The 15796-nt window shown below is 58.7% G+C and carries 16 protein-coding genes; 3 read left to right on the top strand and 13 right to left on the bottom strand.

The window, feature by feature from the left end:
- Positions 1-4: 4 nt before the first annotated feature.
- Together RAH42_RS01670 and RAH42_RS01675 are read right to left on the bottom strand one after the other, a co-directional pair.
- The gene (locus tag RAH42_RS01670; protein WP_205948253.1) at positions 5-1714 is read right to left on the bottom strand and encodes an iron ABC transporter permease; all 1710 of its coding nucleotides are present in this window, start codon (positions 1712-1714) and stop codon (positions 5-7) included.
- A 280-nt stretch (positions 1715-1994) separates the two neighbouring features.
- Complete coding sequence (locus tag RAH42_RS01675) at positions 1995-3002, bottom strand: ABC transporter substrate-binding protein (RefSeq protein WP_078015513.1); 1008 nt, start codon at positions 3000-3002, stop codon at positions 1995-1997.
- A 209-nt stretch (positions 3003-3211) separates the two neighbouring features.
- On the opposite strand from RAH42_RS01675, the gene RAH42_RS01680 reads away from it, so the two are divergent.
- From RAH42_RS01680 to RAH42_RS01690, 3 genes are all read left to right on the top strand, one after another.
- On the top strand, positions 3212-3796 hold the full coding sequence (locus RAH42_RS01680; protein ID WP_078015514.1) for a flavodoxin: 585 nt from the start codon (positions 3212-3214) through the stop codon (positions 3794-3796).
- A 433-nt stretch (positions 3797-4229) separates the two neighbouring features.
- Positions 4230-5177 carry a flagellin lysine-N-methylase gene (fliB, locus tag RAH42_RS01685; RefSeq protein WP_317539803.1) on the top strand — a complete coding sequence of 316 codons (948 nt, stop codon included), beginning with the start codon at positions 4230-4232 and terminating at the stop codon, positions 5175-5177.
- A gap of 8 nt (positions 5178-5185) precedes the next feature.
- Positions 5186-5356, top strand: a complete 171-nt coding sequence (locus tag RAH42_RS01690; protein WP_317539804.1) for a hypothetical protein — start codon at positions 5186-5188, stop codon at positions 5354-5356.
- 74 nt (positions 5357-5430) lie between these two features.
- Here the strand turns inward: RAH42_RS01690 and RAH42_RS01695 are convergent, their stop codons facing one another.
- The 11 genes from RAH42_RS01695 to RAH42_RS01745 all read right to left on the bottom strand — a co-directional run bounded on the left by RAH42_RS01695 (position 5431) and on the right by RAH42_RS01745 (position 15583).
- Complete coding sequence (locus RAH42_RS01695) at positions 5431-6306, bottom strand: cupin domain-containing protein (RefSeq protein ID WP_078015516.1); 876 nt, start codon at positions 6304-6306, stop codon at positions 5431-5433.
- 137 nt (positions 6307-6443) lie between these two features.
- Entirely contained in the window at positions 6444-7064 is a 621-nt protein-coding gene (locus tag RAH42_RS01700; protein ID WP_078015517.1) for a DsbA family protein, read from the bottom strand.
- A 144-nt stretch (positions 7065-7208) separates the two neighbouring features.
- Entirely contained in the window at positions 7209-8090 is an 882-nt protein-coding gene (locus tag RAH42_RS01705) for an alpha/beta fold hydrolase (RefSeq protein WP_078015518.1), read from the bottom strand.
- Positions 8091-8230: 140 nt separating this feature from the next.
- Entirely contained in the window at positions 8231-8545 is a 315-nt protein-coding gene (locus RAH42_RS01710; protein WP_078015519.1) for a hypothetical protein, read from the bottom strand.
- A 60-nt stretch (positions 8546-8605) separates the two neighbouring features.
- Positions 8606-9310, bottom strand: a complete 705-nt coding sequence (locus tag RAH42_RS01715) for a GntR family transcriptional regulator (RefSeq protein ID WP_317539805.1) — start codon at positions 9308-9310, stop codon at positions 8606-8608.
- A gap of 191 nt (positions 9311-9501) precedes the next feature.
- Complete coding sequence (locus tag RAH42_RS01720) at positions 9502-10242, bottom strand: FCD domain-containing protein (RefSeq protein WP_078015521.1); 741 nt, start codon at positions 10240-10242, stop codon at positions 9502-9504.
- A gap of 86 nt (positions 10243-10328) precedes the next feature.
- Positions 10329-11210 (bottom strand): alpha/beta fold hydrolase, encoded by an 882-nt coding sequence (locus RAH42_RS01725; protein ID WP_078015522.1) that lies wholly within the window; start codon positions 11208-11210, stop codon positions 10329-10331.
- A gap of 154 nt (positions 11211-11364) precedes the next feature.
- Positions 11365-12708: a glycine/betaine/sarcosine/D-proline family reductase selenoprotein B gene (locus RAH42_RS01730; protein ID WP_317539806.1), complete on the bottom strand. Its 1344-nt coding sequence runs from the start codon at positions 12706-12708 to the stop codon at positions 11365-11367.
- A complete protein-coding gene (locus tag RAH42_RS01735; protein WP_078015524.1) occupies positions 12705-13973 on the bottom strand; it encodes a glycine/sarcosine/betaine reductase component B subunit in 1269 nt (422 codons plus the stop codon). The genes RAH42_RS01730 and RAH42_RS01735 overlap by 4 nt, the downstream gene beginning before the upstream one ends.
- 168 nt (positions 13974-14141) lie before the next feature.
- Positions 14142-14963 carry a glycine/betaine/sarcosine/D-proline family reductase selenoprotein B gene (locus RAH42_RS01740; RefSeq protein ID WP_317539807.1) on the bottom strand — a complete coding sequence of 274 codons (822 nt, stop codon included), beginning with the start codon at positions 14961-14963 and terminating at the stop codon, positions 14142-14144.
- Positions 14960-15583 (bottom strand): TetR/AcrR family transcriptional regulator C-terminal domain-containing protein, encoded by a 624-nt coding sequence (locus tag RAH42_RS01745; protein ID WP_317539808.1) that lies wholly within the window; start codon positions 15581-15583, stop codon positions 14960-14962. Before RAH42_RS01745 ends, RAH42_RS01740 begins: the two co-directional genes overlap by 4 nt.
- Between the last annotated feature and the right edge of the window lie 213 nt (positions 15584-15796).

Raw genomic sequence — 15796 nt, forward strand, 5'->3', positions numbered from 1 at the left:
TTGTCTAAATCGAGAACTCGCCCTTGGTGAGCTTGTTGAGGATCCAGTTGACGACGGCCACCAGCCCGAGGATCCCCGTGGCGATGGCCGCGGCGGTCTGCTGGCTGTGGTAGGTCTGATAGGTGAACAGCTCGTAGCCGATCGTCTTGGTGTCGGTGGAGTAGAGCAGCGTCGACATGGTCAGCTCGTAGAAGCTGGGCATGAAGATCAGAAACCACCCCGCCACGATCGACGGCGCGATCAGCGGCAGCGTCACGTCCCTGAAACTGCGCAGCCAGCCCGCGCCGGAAATCAGCGACGCCTCTTCCAGCGACGGGTGGATCTGGCTCATGGCCGACACCACCGTGCGCATTCCCATCAGCAGATATTTGATCATGTAGGCGACGATCATGATCGTCAGCGTGTTGTAAATGTTGATGCCGAAGCGCCCCGACATCGTCATGATCAGCGCCAGGGCGATGACCACGCTGGGCGTTCCGCTGCCGACCGTGATCAGAAAGTCGGGGATGCGCCGTCCCTTGGCCTGCGTGCGCGTCAGCAGCCAGGCCATCGCGCAGGAGATCGCCATGCCCGCCGTGGCCGCCGCCGAGGCGGCGACGAGGCTGTTCTTGGCCGTGTCGAGGATGCCCTTGCGCGTGAAGAGGATGTGCCAGTAGCGCGTCGTGAAGTTGGAGGCCGTCAACGCCTTGCCGAGATTCTTCGTGAACGACGTCATCGCCACCGTGGCGAACGGCAGCACCACCACGACCAGCGCGAACAGCGCCACCAGGACCGTGACCGGCAGACGCCAGCGCCCCAGCTCGACGATGTTGGGGCGCGTCGACTTGCCCGACACGGTGATATACTGCTTTCTGCCGCACAGGAACGTCGACGCGTAAAGCACCAGATTGGCGATCAGCATCAGCGACACCGCCAGCGTGGTGGCGTCCGTCAGGCCTTCCGCCGAGCCCACGTAAACGTAGTCGATGATGCGCGTCGTCACCGTGTCGATCTGCCCCGGCGCGCCGATGATGGAGGGGATGCCATAACACGACGCCGCCGAGACGAAGACCAGCAGCCCCGCGGCGACGATCGACGGCAGCATGATCGGGAACGTCACCGTCAGCACCGTTTTCAGCGGCGAGGCGCCCGAGATCTTCGAAGCCTCTTCCAGCGAGGGATCCATCTTCTCCATGGCGCGCGAGATGGTGATGAAGGCGTAGGGATAGTAGAACGTCGTCAGCACCCAGACCAGCCCGCCGATGCTGTAGATGTTGAACGGGTTTTCCGCCAGTCCGAAAAGACGCGCCAGCCACACGTTCAGCGTGCCCACGCGTGGGTTGAGCAGTCGCAGCCAGGCCATCGCCCCCACGTAGGGCGGCACCATGTACGTCGTCACGAACAGCGTGCGGAAGAACCGCCGTCCGTACATGTCGGTGCGCCCCACCAGCCACGCCAGCGGAAAGGCGATCAGCACGCCGAAGACCATCGACAGCCCCGCCGTCGCCAGCGTGTTGCGCAGCGCCTCCCAGTTCAGCTGGTACGTGTAGATGCGCTCGAACGCGGCCAGCGAGAAGGCGCCGTCGGCGAAGAACGAACGGACGACCAGATAGCACATCGGAAACACGTTGAACAGAACCAGAAAGCCGACGATCGCGAGGATCAGCAGCGCCTTCGCGTCGAACCGGAAACGACGTGGATTTTGTATTGTTGGTGGATTCCCGCTCGCAAGCACCCAAACAGCCCCGCCTTCGGAAGATTTTGTCCGCGCGCCCCGCGGACGCCGGGCGCCGGAACGTCATTATTATACAGGAAATCGGAGCGCGAAAGCCTCCCGCGCTCCCCGACCGATCCATCATACGTTCATCGCCGGGTTCCGTCAAACGGAATCATTGCCACCAACGCAGAAAAGCCTGACGACCGAAACGGCCGTCAGGCTTTTCGCATAACTCTCTTGCGGAGGCGGGACTTCTGTTTTTTTCGATTCTCCGCCCTGCCGTGGTATTTGTTTGACCTTACTTGGCGGCGTTCTTGACGCGCTCTTCGAAGTTGGTCCTCAGTTCGGCGCGCTCGTCGAGGCAGCGCTGCCAGTTCACGGGCATGGAGTCGGCGACGATGTCCGCCGTGGCGATCGCGTCGTAGGGCGCTTCGGGATAATCCTTGCGCACGGAGTGCATCCATGCCTTGACGATGTACTTCTGCCCCTCCGCGGAGAGGAACCAGTCGGTCAGCTCTTCGCAGACTTTTTCGTGCCCGTGGGCGCTCCACTCGTTCTTCACGGTCATGATCGGCGAGGGCACGCAGATCGTGCCGTCTTCGGGATAGATCACTTCGATGGCGCTGTCTTCCTCTTCGCGCTTTTTCAGCACCGACTCTTCGAGGATCATGATCTCCTTGCATTCGCCCGTCTCCAGCTTGGTCAGCGCCACCGAACCGGACTCGACCATGACGCGGTTGGCGCCCAGTTTGTCGTAGTATCCGTAGCCGTATTTGTCCTTCAGCGCCGAGATGGCGACGAGCGCCGTGCCCGACGTGAGCGGGTTCGACATGGAACCGACGCCTTTCATGGATTCACCGGCGAAATCGCCGAACGTGCGGGGCACGTCTTCTTTCTTGTACTTCTCGGGATTGTACGCCAGGATCATGTTGCTGACGCGCACGGGATACCAGCAGCCTTCGGGGTCGTATTCGAAGGCCAGATGCGCCGCTTCCTTGGAGAGGTAGGGATGGAGGACGCCCTTCGCCTTGAGCTCCAGCGCGTAGGACGGGTCGGCCACCATGAGGATGTCGCAGCCCAGCTTTTGAGTGTCCATCTCCGCCGCGATCTTGGCCTGCAGCGTGCCGGTGCCGCCGTAGAAGAACTCGACGTCGTAGTCGGGGAACTTCTCCGCGAGCACGTCGGTCATCGCCTCGATGATGTCCTCGTACATCGAGGTGTAGATCGTCACCTTGGGCCTTTCAGCCGCCCAGGCCGCGCCTGCCGCCATCCACGCCGTCAGAATCAGAACCGCAAACTTTTTCATGTGCATCCTCCCGAACCGTTGATTTTTATGGTACGGCCCCAGTCTAACACAAAGAAAGGAAAAATGCAGACGCGCCTTTCGGCTTGCTGAAGCGTAAGGCCCGCTCCGGGCGCCTGCCATTGGAGCGGGCTTCAGTGTTATACTGACGCCGGACGGCGGGATCCCGTCCCCGGTCAAAAAAGTTTTCACACAAAAAGGAGTGGTTCCACATGAAAAAGTGCATTCTCGCGCTGAGCGTCCTGGCCCTGGCCGCCGGCTGCGCCCTGGCCGCGCCGCGGGGCAAAGCGCTCGTCGCCGTGTTCTCCAAGACCGGCGAGCAGTACAATGTCGGCGTCATTCAAGAAGGCAACACCATGATCGTCGCCAAGATGATCGCCGCTGCTGCCGGCGCCGACCTGTTCGAGATCAGGACCGTCAACGCTTACCCCGAAGGCTATGACGAAACCACCGACGTCGCCAAAAAGGAACTGCGCGCGGGCGTGCGCCCCGAACTGGCGGAGGACAAAGATATCGGCGCCTACGACACCGTCTTTCTCGGTTATCCGATCTGGTGGGGCGAAATGCCCATGGCCGTGTTCACCTTCCTCGAATCCCACGACTGGAAGGGCAAAACCGTGATCCCGTTCGCCACCCACGAAGGCAGCGGCATGGGGCGCACGCAGGAGTCGCTGCAAAAAGCCCTGCCCGACGCCACAGTCCTCGGCGGCCTTGCCGTGCGCGGCGCCGTCGCCCAGAACGAACGCACTCAGGCCCAACAGGCCGTGACCGAGTGGCTCGCGAAACTGGGGTTTTAAAAAGGCATTCCTTGTTGACTCAAAGGCTGATGCTTATCCTTAATCGGAATCGAATGACTTAACAGCGAACTGCTAGCGCCTCGAAGAAGCCCAGTCGCTTGCAGCCTCCAACGAACTATGTTAATGCTTTTTGTCAAAAATCAGTGTGACATATATCGCGTTTCCGGAGGCGTCAGGAACTTCCTGATGCAGAAGTGTGACGTGCGGTAAACGCCGCGGGATGTCACGGCGAGGAGGCGGAAGCCGCCTCAAAAGTTTTTTCCCTTTTTGCCATACCATGATGGCTCGAAAGGGCCGAAACCCTTTGGGACAAAAATATAAATTATAATTTGCATTATGTATTTATAAAAACCTCATCGACAGCGTCACGCAGAATTATAATTCGTTCGAAAAGCTCTGCGCTTTTTCAACCTGTCCGAAGAGGTTTTTATAAATGGCTGAAATTCAGCAAATTCTCGTGCCGGAGTATTTTCCCAAATTCCAGTGCAAGTGCGGCGCCTGCCGCTCGTGCTGCTGCAGTGGCTGGGGCGTTTGCGTGTCCCGGGACGACTACTTCCGCCTGGTGGGAATGAACTGCACGGCCTCGCTGCGCAAGCGTCTGGACCGGGCTTTTTCCGTGCTCCCCGACGCGACGCCCGAGCGTTACGCGGGGCTGAACCACGACTGGCGGGGGCGCTGCTACCTGCAGAGGGAAGACGGGTACTGCGCGCTGCAGCGGGAGCGCGGCGAAGCGGCGATCCCCGGCGTGTGCCGGCTCTATCCGCGCGGTCTGCGCGCCGCCTTCGAAGGGGAATGCGCCTGCGCCAACAGCTGCGAGCGCACTCTGGAGCTGCTTCTGGAGCAGCGGGAGCCGCTGCGCTTTTTGCTCATCGAAAAGCCCGCTTCGCTGCCCGACTTCCGGATCGGAGAGAATCCCGAAGCGGCCCGCCGCGACCGGGAACGGCGCGACCGTTGTCTGGCGATCTTACAAGATCGCCGCCGCTCCGTGCCGCAGCGTCTGATGGATTTGGGCGCGTTGGCCGGGCTTGCGGAGACGAGCCCGGAGCCCGACCGCGCGGAAGCGTTCCGTCTCTGCGCGCTGCTGTTGAGCGAGCTGGCCGGCGGCAGCCTGAGCCTGAGCGGCTATGCCAGCGAAGTTTTCGCCTTGTACGGCGTTCCTTTCGCGGCGGGCTCGTTCAAAGCGGTCTCGGCCGCGGAGCTCGCGCCCGCCGTGGAGAGATACGTCCGCTTCTCGGACGAATTCGCGGCGGATTTTCCCGTCTGGCCGACCTTTGCCGAACATCTGTTGGTGAATCACGTCTTCTTTGCCGGCTTTCCCGGCTCCGCCGCGGCGGAATCGATGAAAAAGAGCTCGCCGCTTTCTGCGCCGTCTACGCGCTGACGCGCTTCATGACCGTGGGCTGGACGCGGGAACATCGGAGCGCAGAGGCGTTGGTCGACGTCTGCGCCGCCGCGTTCCGCTTCATCGAGCACGGCAGCTTCGCCCGGAACGCGCCCATCGTCCTGCGCGAAGTCCGCGCCCTCTCGCCCGACGGCGTGGCGAAGCTGGCGCTGGGGTAAAAAAATGAAAACGCAAAGGCAGGAAAGGGAGAACGTTCTCCCTTTCCTGCCTTTGCGTTTCGTGAATCGTCCGGTTATTTGGCGATCTTCAGCGCGTGGTTCTTGGCGATCAGGTCGATGAAGACCAGATCCTGATCGTTGTCGTTGCGCAGCGCGTGGCTTTCGCCGGGGCCGGCGATGGTGACGGATTTTGGCCCGACTTCGATCTCCTTGCCGTCGCTGCCGGTGAAAACGCCCGTGCCGGCGATGATGATGTAGGTGTCGTCGTTATCGACGTGCGGATGCATGCCGATGGAAGCCCCCTTCTTCAGGGTCATCCGGCCGATCTCCTTGATGGCCTGATCGTCGGTGGCCTGCTCGCGGCGGAAGGCGAACTTGCCGTAGAGCACGCCCGTGCCCTTGCCTGCGCCGGCCTTCTCGACGTTCTTGTCGAAAAGGTCTTTCAGCTGGAAACATTGACCGGTGGGGTTCTGCGCGATCGCCTCGAGATTGGCGGCGTTGTTCTTGGCGATGATGTCGAGGAAGACGAGGTCTTCCTTGTAAAGGTTGGCGAGGCCGTGAGCCTGTCCCGGGCGGGCCAGCGTCATGTCGCCGGGGCCGACGACCCAGGCGTTGCCGTTGCCGTCGGTGAAAACGCCCTTGCCGGAGATGATCAGGTAGGCGTCCTCGTTGTCCTTGTGGGCGTGCAGGCCGATGTAGGCGCCGGGTTTCAGCGTCATCCAGCCGATCTCCTTGATCGCGTCGTCTTCGAGCGCCTGTTCGCGGCGGAAGGCGAACTCGCCGTGCAGCGTGCCCATGCCGCCGCCGGCTCCTTCCTTGTCGAGGACGAAGAGCTGTTCGGCCGTGTAGCACTGGCCGTGCTTCTGCGGCTTCAGCTCCACGGCGGCGAAGGCCGCGCCGGCGCCCAGCAGCGCGGCAGCGAGACAGATCCCAGTGAGATACTTCTTCATCAAAAACTCCTCCTTTGGAAATAAAGATAGCGTTAAGCATAAAAAGTATATATTTATTTCCCGAAAAACGCAAGATTTATGACGGCGCGGCGTGGAAAACGGCGTTGCCGATCGGATATTTTGATCGACGAAAAGCGTCAATCTCCCCTCCGTTCGATCCTCTGCAGGATCTCTTCCCATGTCTTTGCGGACTGAGCGCCTGAGAGCGTGTATTTTCCGTCGATGACAAATCCGGGCACGTTGCCGTCCATTCCGCAGCGATCGTTCAGCACGGCATTTTCCCGAAGGCGCTCGCCCCACTCCGGAGCTCCCCACGCGACCTCGAGCGCCTGGGGGCCGAGCCCCGCCGTCATGGCCGCTTCTTCGATCACGGCCTCTTCGGAAATGTTTTTTCCCTCTTCCATATAGGCTCTCCAGATCGCGCGCAGAAAATTTTCTCCCTTGCCGATGGATTTCGCGTACTCGGCGGCGAGCAGGGCCTTGTGCGTGTTGGAAAAAACGTCCCTGTCGCGGAAACGGACGCCGTAAGGCGCTCCCATCGCGTTCAGCATGCCGAAGAACTTTTCCGGTTCGGGGACGTGCCAGCTCATGGGCATCCCGCCTTCCGGCGCGTCGGGATGTATTTCCATAAAGAGCAGGGTCACGTCAAGATCGTAACGGCCGCGCAGACTGTCCAAAATCCCTTTGGCCAGGTAACACCATTCGCAAATAACGTCAAGGAACATCGTAACGCGGTGCTTTTTTCCGCTTTCGTTCATGTTTCCCTCCTCGTTGTCGTTTTTTTCGATGCGCAGGAAAGGACTCGCCCTTGTCGAGCCGAAACTGTAAAAATATGGGCGCCGCGCGGCAAATGCCGACCGGCGCCCTTGTTCCTTCCGTCCTCCGTATCCCCTGCCCCTGCATCACTCCTCTTCAAAGAACGCCAGAGTCCGCTCGCGGAAGGGTCTGTAATAATCCCTTTCCACCCAGAGCGCGTGCCCCGCGCCTTTCATGAAATTGCAGGCGGAACCGTTCGGTAGCTTGTCAAGGGCTATTTTGACCCGTCCTTCGTCGACGTACGCGTCTTTGTCCCCGAAATGAAGAAGGACGGGGCACGTGACCGTCTCCGGTTCGATCAGCCATTTGTCCCCTGCAGCCGAGATGTCGCGGTTGCCTCCATTGGGACGTCCGTGACCCGCGTCGTTTTTGAACACCTGTTCGACCCACAGACTCACCAAACCGTGCTCCACCGTCGCATAGTCGACTTCCGTATCCGAGCCGTTCACCCTTTGAAACACGCGCACGCAATACGGATAGGAAAGCGTGGTAAAAGGTTCTTTGACCACGGTCGACGGAAGCGTGCCGCCAAAACAGGGGCCGACCCACGCCATTCTTCGGAACAGTTCGGGACGCATCGCGGAAGCCCGGGCGGAGGTCATGCTTCCCCAAGACCAGCCAAGGACGTTCAGCTTGTCGGCATGCTGGCGCGCGCAGATTTCCCCGGCGACGGCGACAACGTCCTTCGCCGCGTTCTCCGTGTCCACATCGAAACCGTTCTCGTATTTGTCCGACAGCCCATAGCCGCCGTAATCCATGCACCAGACGTTATAACCGTTTCGCGCGAAATAGCGCGCCACGCTGTAATCCTTGTAATCGAGGTCAAATACGTGGTCCGACGACGTCAGCCCATGTACGCAAAGCAGGTTCTTCGCGTCGTAGCTGGCCGGACAGAAGCACCTGTTTACGAAGATCTTCTTGCCGTTGTCTTTTCTCCGTACAAAAACGCTTTCAAACGAGAACTCCATGAATGCCTCCTTTTTCACAATCCGAATTCGTTCGCCGCGACTCCCCGAAGTGCCCGCGCATCGTGAGCCGCGCGCCGTATCCGATGTCTGCGCGGCCCCTCCGGCAATCTGTGCGGACGTCCGCTTTTTCCCATAGAATCTTAGCCACCGCGTTCCACAAACGTACAGACCATTTTCGCGCCCTTTTCGCCCGCCTGCGTGACGGTCCTCATTTCTGCGAGGCGGTACGTTGCGCCTTCGTAGACGTACTCTTTCCCCACGGAATAGACCGCGCGGAAAACGTCGACCACCGGCGGCGGCAAACGGCCAAAATCGTCGAATTCAAGAACCAGGCCGCTGTCGTTTTTCCGCACGGTCCTCGCGGCCAACGAGGGCGCTCGCAGTTTGACGCGCGCGCCGCCCAACATCAGCGCAACGACGGCGACGATGAAAACGATGCAGTTCAGCGCTGTCATAACAGATTCCTCCCCGTTTGTGCCGGCTTAATTGGTTCTACCACTTTATTTGAGAAATAATCACACGCCGTTTCCTGCGTCTTTTTTGCCGATCCGGCCGGCCATCAGGCTGATCGTAAAATAATGCTCGTCGATCGCTGCGATGCCTGCCGCTTTGTCGTTATGGATGAAGCTTTCGAAGAGTTTCGTATGAGCTTCGTGCAGCTGCCGCATGCCCTTTTCGGGCATCGACTCCAGCACCTGCCGCACCCACCGCGAGTACACCTCGGAAATGCTGCTCATGACGATCGAAAGGATCTGGTTATCCGCCATTTTTACCAGAGCGTAATGGAACTCGTTGTCCCTCCGGATCCGCTCTTCCAGCGGCTGTTTCATAAAGTCGTCCAGTATTTCGGAGATCTTGCGCAGCTGGTTGTTTTTGTCGGGGTTGCCGAAAGCCAGATCGAAAACGGCCAATTCCGTGCTCTTGCGGTAGTCCGAAATCTCTTTCATGTCGATCTTCCGCAGCAGGAGCATCACGTCGAGAGCACGCTTGACGCTGCCGGAAATGCTGCCAGAAATGTAATTTCCCGAACCATGGCGGCTTTCGACGACGCCCATGTTCTCGAGAGCGCGTACGCCTTCGCGCACGGAGTTCCGACTGATGCAGAGCTCCGTCGAGATCTGCCGCTCCGAGGGGATCTCGCTCCCGACGACTGCCCTGCCTTCGCGGATCTCGCCGATGATGTAGTCTATGACTTTTTCGAACTCTCGAAGACAGGTCATCTGTTCCTCCCCTGACCAATTTTGGTCCTACCACTTTTCACCCGCACAATACTCCTAAAATACATCACTGTCAAGACGGCTATAAGACGCGGCAAAATTTTTCCGGCGTTAAAACGCAAAAATGACCGCCCGCGCGCTCCCGGGGCCGGTCATTTCCATCACATCACGTTAAAAACAGCGGCGCGCTCCCGTCAGACCAACGGCTGCCGCGGACTGCGGACGTTCAGCATTTCTTCTCCCGCCAATTCTATGAGGTAATAATGTTCGTCGATCGCTTCAAGCCCCGCCGCCTTGTCGTTGTGGAGAAGGCTTTCGTATATTTTCGTATGGGCGTTGTGCAGGCGGCGCATGCCCCGCTCTGGCATCGCGCCGAGCCCCCGCGTCACCCAGCGTCCGTAGATTTCGAAGATCGCGGACATCAGCATCGTCATAACTCCGTTGTCCGTCATTTCGGTCAGCAGATAATGGAACCTCTGATCCAGCCTGATCTGCGTCTCGATATTCTCTTGCGGGAAAGCGCCGAGGACTTCTTTCATCTCCGCCAGCTCGAGCCTTTTGTTCCGATTGCGGAACGCGAGGTCGTAAACTGCCAGCTCCATGCTCTTTCGAAAAGCGCCGACGTCGCGCGGCCCGACGATCCCCAGCATCCGCATGACGTCGAACGTGTGGGTGAAGCCGTTCGATACACTTCCGAATATATAGGGTCCCGACCCGGAACGTTTTTCGACGAGGCAGAGAGTCTCCATCTCGCGAAGGGCCGCGGCGGACTCGTTTTCGGAAACGCCGAGCGCCGCGGCGATCCTGCCGGCGGACGGAAGTTCCTCTCCGACCTTTATCCGCCCGGCGCGCGCCTGCTCGAAAACGTAATCCAGGATCCGCGCAAAGCGCTCTGGAACGTTTCTTTTCATCTCGGCCGCCGTCAGTATCTTCATGTCCCATCCTCCTTTCCGCCTCTTCCGGCGCGGCGCGCAAAAAAGCCGCACGCCGGTCAACGCGCGTGCGGCCCCATAGATTGCGGCTACTTGTTCAGGAAGTCGAGGATCGTCTCCCTGGCCTTCTTGTAGTAATCCTTCTCGAGGTACATGCAGTGGCCGGCGCCGTGCAGGTGAAGAAGCTGAGAACCTTCTGGCAGTTCCTTGGCCGCTTGGTAGACGCGGTCGATATTCACATAGAAATCGCAGTCTCCGGTAACGATCAGAACGGGGCACGGGACTTTCTTGGTTTCGACCGACCATTTGTCGCCGCAGCCGAGAATTTCCCTGTTTCCGCCGTTCGGGCGGCCGTGCTTGCCGTCGATCTTGTAGACATGGTCGCACCAAAGTCCTACGATTTCGGGCTCGACAGTGTCCATGTCGACGTCTTCATCGCTGCCGGGAAGATGCTGGAATACCCGGACGACGTACGGGTACTGCAGGAAAGTAAACGGATCCTTGCACTCGGCGGGAGGGAAAGCGCCGCCCAGGAACGGTCCCATCCAGACGATCTTGCTGATATGGGTACTCTTGTCGAGTTCGGCGGCCTTCGCCGTCGTCATGGTTCCCCAGGACCAGCCGACGACGGGGACCTTCTCGACCTTCTGGAGTTCGCAGATTTTCTCCACAGCGCAGAGGATATCTTTCGCAGCGTTCTCGGTCGTGACGTCGAAACCATTTTCGTATTCTTCCGAACGTCCGTATCCGCCGAGATCAACGCGCCACACCGTGTAGCCGTTTTTCGCAAAATATTCGCAGACGCTGTAATCCTTGTACTTGATGTCAAAAACGTGCTGGGTGTAGGTTAAACCGTGTACGAGCAGTACATTCTTGTCGCCCCAGCTGGCGGGACAGTCAAATTTCGTAAAGTACAGTTTCTTGCCATTGTCTTTCCTTGCCAGATCGATCACTTCGCAATTGTACTTCATAAAACCGTCTCCTTTCAGGTCTTTCGATGAACGCCGGATTCCCGGCGCTCTCTCGTTAAAACCATCATACTATGCGCGCTTTCTGTCCGCATTCTTCACATAACGAAACTGTCTCCATTTTGCGCAGTTGTGAAAAATGCTCATCTTTGGCCGTTTACTCCTCGATAAGCGTGTGCTGTCCGGCTTCCGGTTTTTCTTCCAGCATGTCGAGAGCTTTTTCCAGGCGTTCCTCGCGATATTTGAATTCCTGCTCCTTCGGCAGTTTCGGGTTCCCAAAGACGTGCAGGACGCTGTTGCCCCTGAGGATCCTGTGACTGCCGATCCCCTTGGAAATTTCCGTCAGGTTTGTCACGTGGATGACCGGGATGCCGGCGCGTTCGATCTCTTTCGTCATCACTGCACCGCAGCGCGAGGACGTGCCTCACGTGCTGGTGAGGATGACCGCGTCGACGTTCTGCTTGCGCAGGTCCGCGGCGATCTCGCTGCCGAATTTTTTGCCCATTTCCATCGGCGTCATCACGCCGGCCGTCGTGTAGTACGAATCCAGCAATTCGCCGATCACGCCTTTTTTCTTGAGATCGAGCGCCGCGTCCACGGGGACGAGGCGGTTTGGGTCGTCCAGCACGAAAGCGTTGTTGTAACCCTGGTGGCTGACTTCGTAGTCTTTCGCGTCAAGGCGCGTCACATCACCGATGCTGTATTTGTTGAAGGTCTTGGAGTTGGTCGGCACCATGCTGTCCGGATTGCCCTTGGGCACGAGGCCCCCGTCCGTGACCAGCGCGAGTTTTATCTCTTTCAGCGGTTTATGCAGCACCGGAAGCGGGATCTCCTCGTGATTCGGCATGCGAACTTCCGTCGCGAAGGGGCGGCCGTAATACTTGGCAAGCAGCATATCCACTCCCCTGCTGCTTGCGGGAACGGAATAATCGATCTCCACGGCGGGACCGGAGCCATGATAGCCTTCCTTCTTCCCGTCGCCGATTGGGCTCCTCTCCGCAAGCCGTTTGGCGAACGCGGCCAGCTTGGGAAGCGTTTTCCGCATGTCCGCCGCGCTGTTGTCGGTCTGCAGGATGTAGCAGCGGTCCTTGTAAAGGTCCGTGCCGGGATTTTCGGAGTACAGCGCCGTCACCGCGGGGAGCTTCATCTTCTCCGTCGCGTAGGCGGCCGAAGCGCCGCAGCCGATCCCGTAACGTCCCGCGTTAAAGCCTGGGCCGGCGATGAACAGCTGGGCGCCGTACTTTCGGAGCAGCTTGTCGAATTCGGCGAGGACCTCGTCCGTTTTTTCCGCGATCGTGTTGTCGCCGCAAATAATCGTTGCAACGATCTTATAATCGTCCCCCAGCTCTTTCTGGAGCCCGAGGCCGGGGCCTGCCGGCCCCTCTTTGACGGAGATGCCGACGCTCGCGGTATCTTCCGCCCCCATGCCGGCGAAGAACTGATTGATGTAATGTACTACTCTGATCGGTTCAGACATGTTGATTCCTCCTTTCCCGGTCATTTGGAGTAGGGAAGGTCCGCGTCCGTCGTCACGTAACAGTCGCCGAGCTGCGACCAGATCCCCTGATACGCGAAGTTCGTCGTATGCGTGAACGGGCCTCGCGCGTCCACGCCCAGCAGCGAAGGCACGTTCGTCCCCTCGCCGATCAGGCGCTCCACGCGCGGGTGATGCAGATCGTAGTTCCGGCCGCTGTTGATGACCGCGTCGATCCTTGGGTCGGCGATGACCAGCATGTCGCCCGGCCTGTCGTTGGAAACGGCGCTCAGATTCATCACGCACCGCATGCCCATCTTTTCCTCCCAGTTGAAGGCGAGCGCCTGATCCAGCTGGCAGTGCCCCATACCGGACTTGTTGACGATGACGCAGTCCGCCTTCAGCGTTTCCTTGCAGAGCGTTGCCGTCATCATGCCCATGGTGTCCTTGCCGTCGATTTTCATGACGTTGTTGGAGAAGACCACGCCGGCAAAATCAATATCTTTGCCGTGGCGTTCCATCAGTTCCTTGATGTAGATCTCTTCCTGCAGGAAGTAGTTCGGCTCCCAGTAGCGCCAGATCATCGCTCCGTCCAATATCTCGGTCGGCTGCACGACGATCGGCAGGAAGTTCAGCGCGCTCTGCCCGTACATCAGGAAGTTCCAGGTATCGTGCGAAGCCATGTGGACGACGTGGTACGCGACCCGGGGAAGCGGCTTGCCGTCGGGGCCCGGGCCTACCGGACCGAGCTGGTACGTTTTCGTCTCGTCCGGGGTTTTGCCGATGCCGAGTTTTGCCAGACGGACGTTGAGCGTCAGGGACGCGTATTTCAGCGCTTCCGCATAGCTCAGGTCGCTGACCCCTTCCGCCGGTTCGGCGTCCAGGATCACGTGGAAGTGGCGCGAAAAGTTCGTGTACCTGGCGCACTCTCCGCCCATGTCAAGATAGTATTTGACGTTGCACTTGGCGTAGTAAATGTCGGAAACGACCACGCCCTTGAGCGCCACCGTGCGTCCCTCGCCCACGGGGGCGAGTTTCCCCCAAATGCCGGGATACGACGTCTCGGGCGCGTCCGCTTTGCACCGGGGCTGCATGACGTCGTGGATGCCGAGGATGCGGCAGTTTTCGCCGGGACGGGCAAGTTTGATGTCCAGCTTTCCGAACAGCTCGCTGCCCGCCATATCCAGCAGTTCCTGTTTGTCGATGGTCAGAACGCCGTGATCGAGCGCCGTTCGGTCCCCGAACTTCACGTCTTTAATGTGGATGTAATCAATCTGCAATCTCTTGCTCATTGATTTCCCTCTCCTTTCCGTTTGCATCGTCGCACAATGTTTCGCCGGAACGCTTTCATACGTACATTCTCTATCCGCGCAAAAAAACAGACAATAGGCAAATGACGCCCATGTCTGTTTTCTTTACATATTATTAATCTGTTCAAAAAGCCCCCGACCACGCGCCGTTTAGACGGCGTCCTCGCACAGCCTGCGCAGCGCCGAGCAGACGATCCGCCGGCGGCGGCGGTACTCTTCCGGACGCGAAAGCCCCGCGAAACCGATCGGGCTTCCCACGCTGGCTCCCTTTTCGACGTGCCGAACGCCTGCGTTCCACGCGATCTCCGTAAGGTTCGCGATCTGCGCGGCCGGGATCCCGCGATCTTCCAGCGCCAGTACGATGCAGGCTCCGCACCGCGTGCTGGTCCCGCAGGTCGAAACGACAAGCACGGCGTCGATTGGACAAGCCGACGCGCAGTCGGCGATTTCCCTCCCTATCCGGCGCGCCGTTTCGGACGGCATCATAACGCCTGTCGTCGATAGAAAACGCGGGTATACGCCGCCGATCGTTCCCTCCCGGCTCATCTCCCGCAAAATATCCAGCGGAAGCAGGCGGTTCGGGTCTTCGTCGACGTCGCCGTGGTCGTACCCCTGATGGGACACTTCGTATTTGTCCGCTTCGAACCGCTCCGCCCAGCCGAAGCCATAGGCATGGAACTCTCGCGCGTTGGACGGCGGCAGGCAGTCGGGATTCCCTTTCGGCACCAGCCCCCCGTCCGTGACCACCATGATCCGCGCCGCCGCGAGCGGAACGGAAAGAACCGGCGTCACGTGCTCTTCCGGTACGGGCATTTTCACTTCCGAGCAAAACTTTTCCCCGTAATACTTGGCGAGCAGCATGTCGAGACAGCGTTTGGGCGCCGGCGTATGGTACGCGATGAACGGGATGACGCTATCCCGCGCCTCGCCCGATTCCTCCGTCACAGAATAAATGATTTCCGCCTTGTTCATGACGCCTGTACTCCCCCAATGTTTTTCGTCGCGCCGCTGCGTTTCGATATCTGTTTATTTTCGGACATGATGGCGTACATCTCGCTCTGTACGCGGAATATCTCGCTGACTTGCTCGAAATAACTCCTGTAATTGTCGCGCATCCCTGCATGAACCCAGTCCCGCATCAGCCCCACCAGAGCGTGAGCGTTCATTTTCGCGTAAACGGTGATCTCGTACTCGCTCAGCTTGAACCCGGACGCCGCATACACCATGTCGATGTTGAGTTTCCACAGTTCGAAGAAAAAATCCGTCAGATGCTGGTACAACGAATCCTGACCGTCGTATTGCATGCAGGGGTAGTAAAACTTCTTTCTCCGGTACATAAAACCGCACATGGACACAAACGTTTCGGGGATGCGCATGGGATCGTCGTAATTTTCCACGTTCTTCGCCATGTCGTCGTCCAGGATCCAGTTCATCAGCTCGTACTTGTCCTTGAAGTGATAATAGAATGTATTCCGGCTGATGCCGCAGGCTTCGGTGACGTCCTTTACGGGGATCTTCGAAAACTGCCTCTCCAGGAGAAGACTCTCCAGCGTCGAAGCGATCGCTTCCTTCGTAATAAGATTTACAGACATTTTCCGTCTTCTCCTTCCTGGCCGGTTCGGATCGACGCTGCATATCGTTTCGGCGCGTTTGGATATCGATATTCCCATGGAAATCACATACTTTTAACAATCTATTACATATATTTTATAGCACACTTTTGGTTTAAAAAAAAAGGGATTCTCCATTCTCCCACGTTATAATTTGCGCATATCGTGATACTGTACGATTTTTGTGCATTTTTT

This window comes from Pyramidobacter sp. YE332 (genome assembly GCF_033060595.1).
Classification (GTDB): Bacteria; Synergistota; Synergistia; order Synergistales; family Dethiosulfovibrionaceae; genus Pyramidobacter.

Bases quoted from the DNA above. Each gene is read 5' to 3' on its own strand.
- RAH42_RS01675 (WP_078015513.1), bottom strand. From the start codon at position 3,002: ATGAAAAAGTTTGCGGTTCTGATTCTGACGGCGTGGATGGCGGCAGGC.
- RAH42_RS01680 (WP_078015514.1), top strand. From the start codon at position 3,212: ATGAAAAAGTGCATTCTCGCGCTGAGCGTCCTGGCCCTGGCCGCCGGC.
- fliB (WP_317539803.1), top strand. From the start codon at position 4,230: ATGGCTGAAATTCAGCAAATTCTCGTGCCGGAGTATTTTCCCAAATTC.
- RAH42_RS01690 (WP_317539804.1), top strand. From the start codon at position 5,186: ATGACCGTGGGCTGGACGCGGGAACATCGGAGCGCAGAGGCGTTGGTC.
- RAH42_RS01695 (WP_078015516.1), bottom strand. From the start codon at position 6,306: ATGAAGAAGTATCTCACTGGGATCTGTCTCGCTGCCGCGCTGCTGGGC.
- RAH42_RS01700 (WP_078015517.1), bottom strand. From the start codon at position 7,064: ATGAACGAAAGCGGAAAAAAGCACCGCGTTACGATGTTCCTTGACGTT.
- RAH42_RS01705 (WP_078015518.1), bottom strand. From the start codon at position 8,090: ATGGAGTTCTCGTTTGAAAGCGTTTTTGTACGGAGAAAAGACAACGGC.
- RAH42_RS01710 (WP_078015519.1), bottom strand. From the start codon at position 8,545: ATGACAGCGCTGAACTGCATCGTTTTCATCGTCGCCGTCGTTGCGCTG.
- RAH42_RS01715 (WP_317539805.1), bottom strand. From the start codon at position 9,310: ATGACCTGTCTTCGAGAGTTCGAAAAAGTCATAGACTACATCATCGGC.
- RAH42_RS01720 (WP_078015521.1), bottom strand. From the start codon at position 10,242: ATGAAGATACTGACGGCGGCCGAGATGAAAAGAAACGTTCCAGAGCGC.
- RAH42_RS01725 (WP_078015522.1), bottom strand. From the start codon at position 11,210: ATGAAGTACAATTGCGAAGTGATCGATCTGGCAAGGAAAGACAATGGC.
- RAH42_RS01735 (WP_078015524.1), bottom strand. From the start codon at position 13,973: ATGAGCAAGAGATTGCAGATTGATTACATCCACATTAAAGACGTGAAG.
- RAH42_RS01740 (WP_317539807.1), bottom strand. From the start codon at position 14,963: ATGAACAAGGCGGAAATCATTTATTCTGTGACGGAGGAATCGGGCGAG.
- RAH42_RS01745 (WP_317539808.1), bottom strand. From the start codon at position 15,583: ATGTCTGTAAATCTTATTACGAAGGAAGCGATCGCTTCGACGCTGGAG.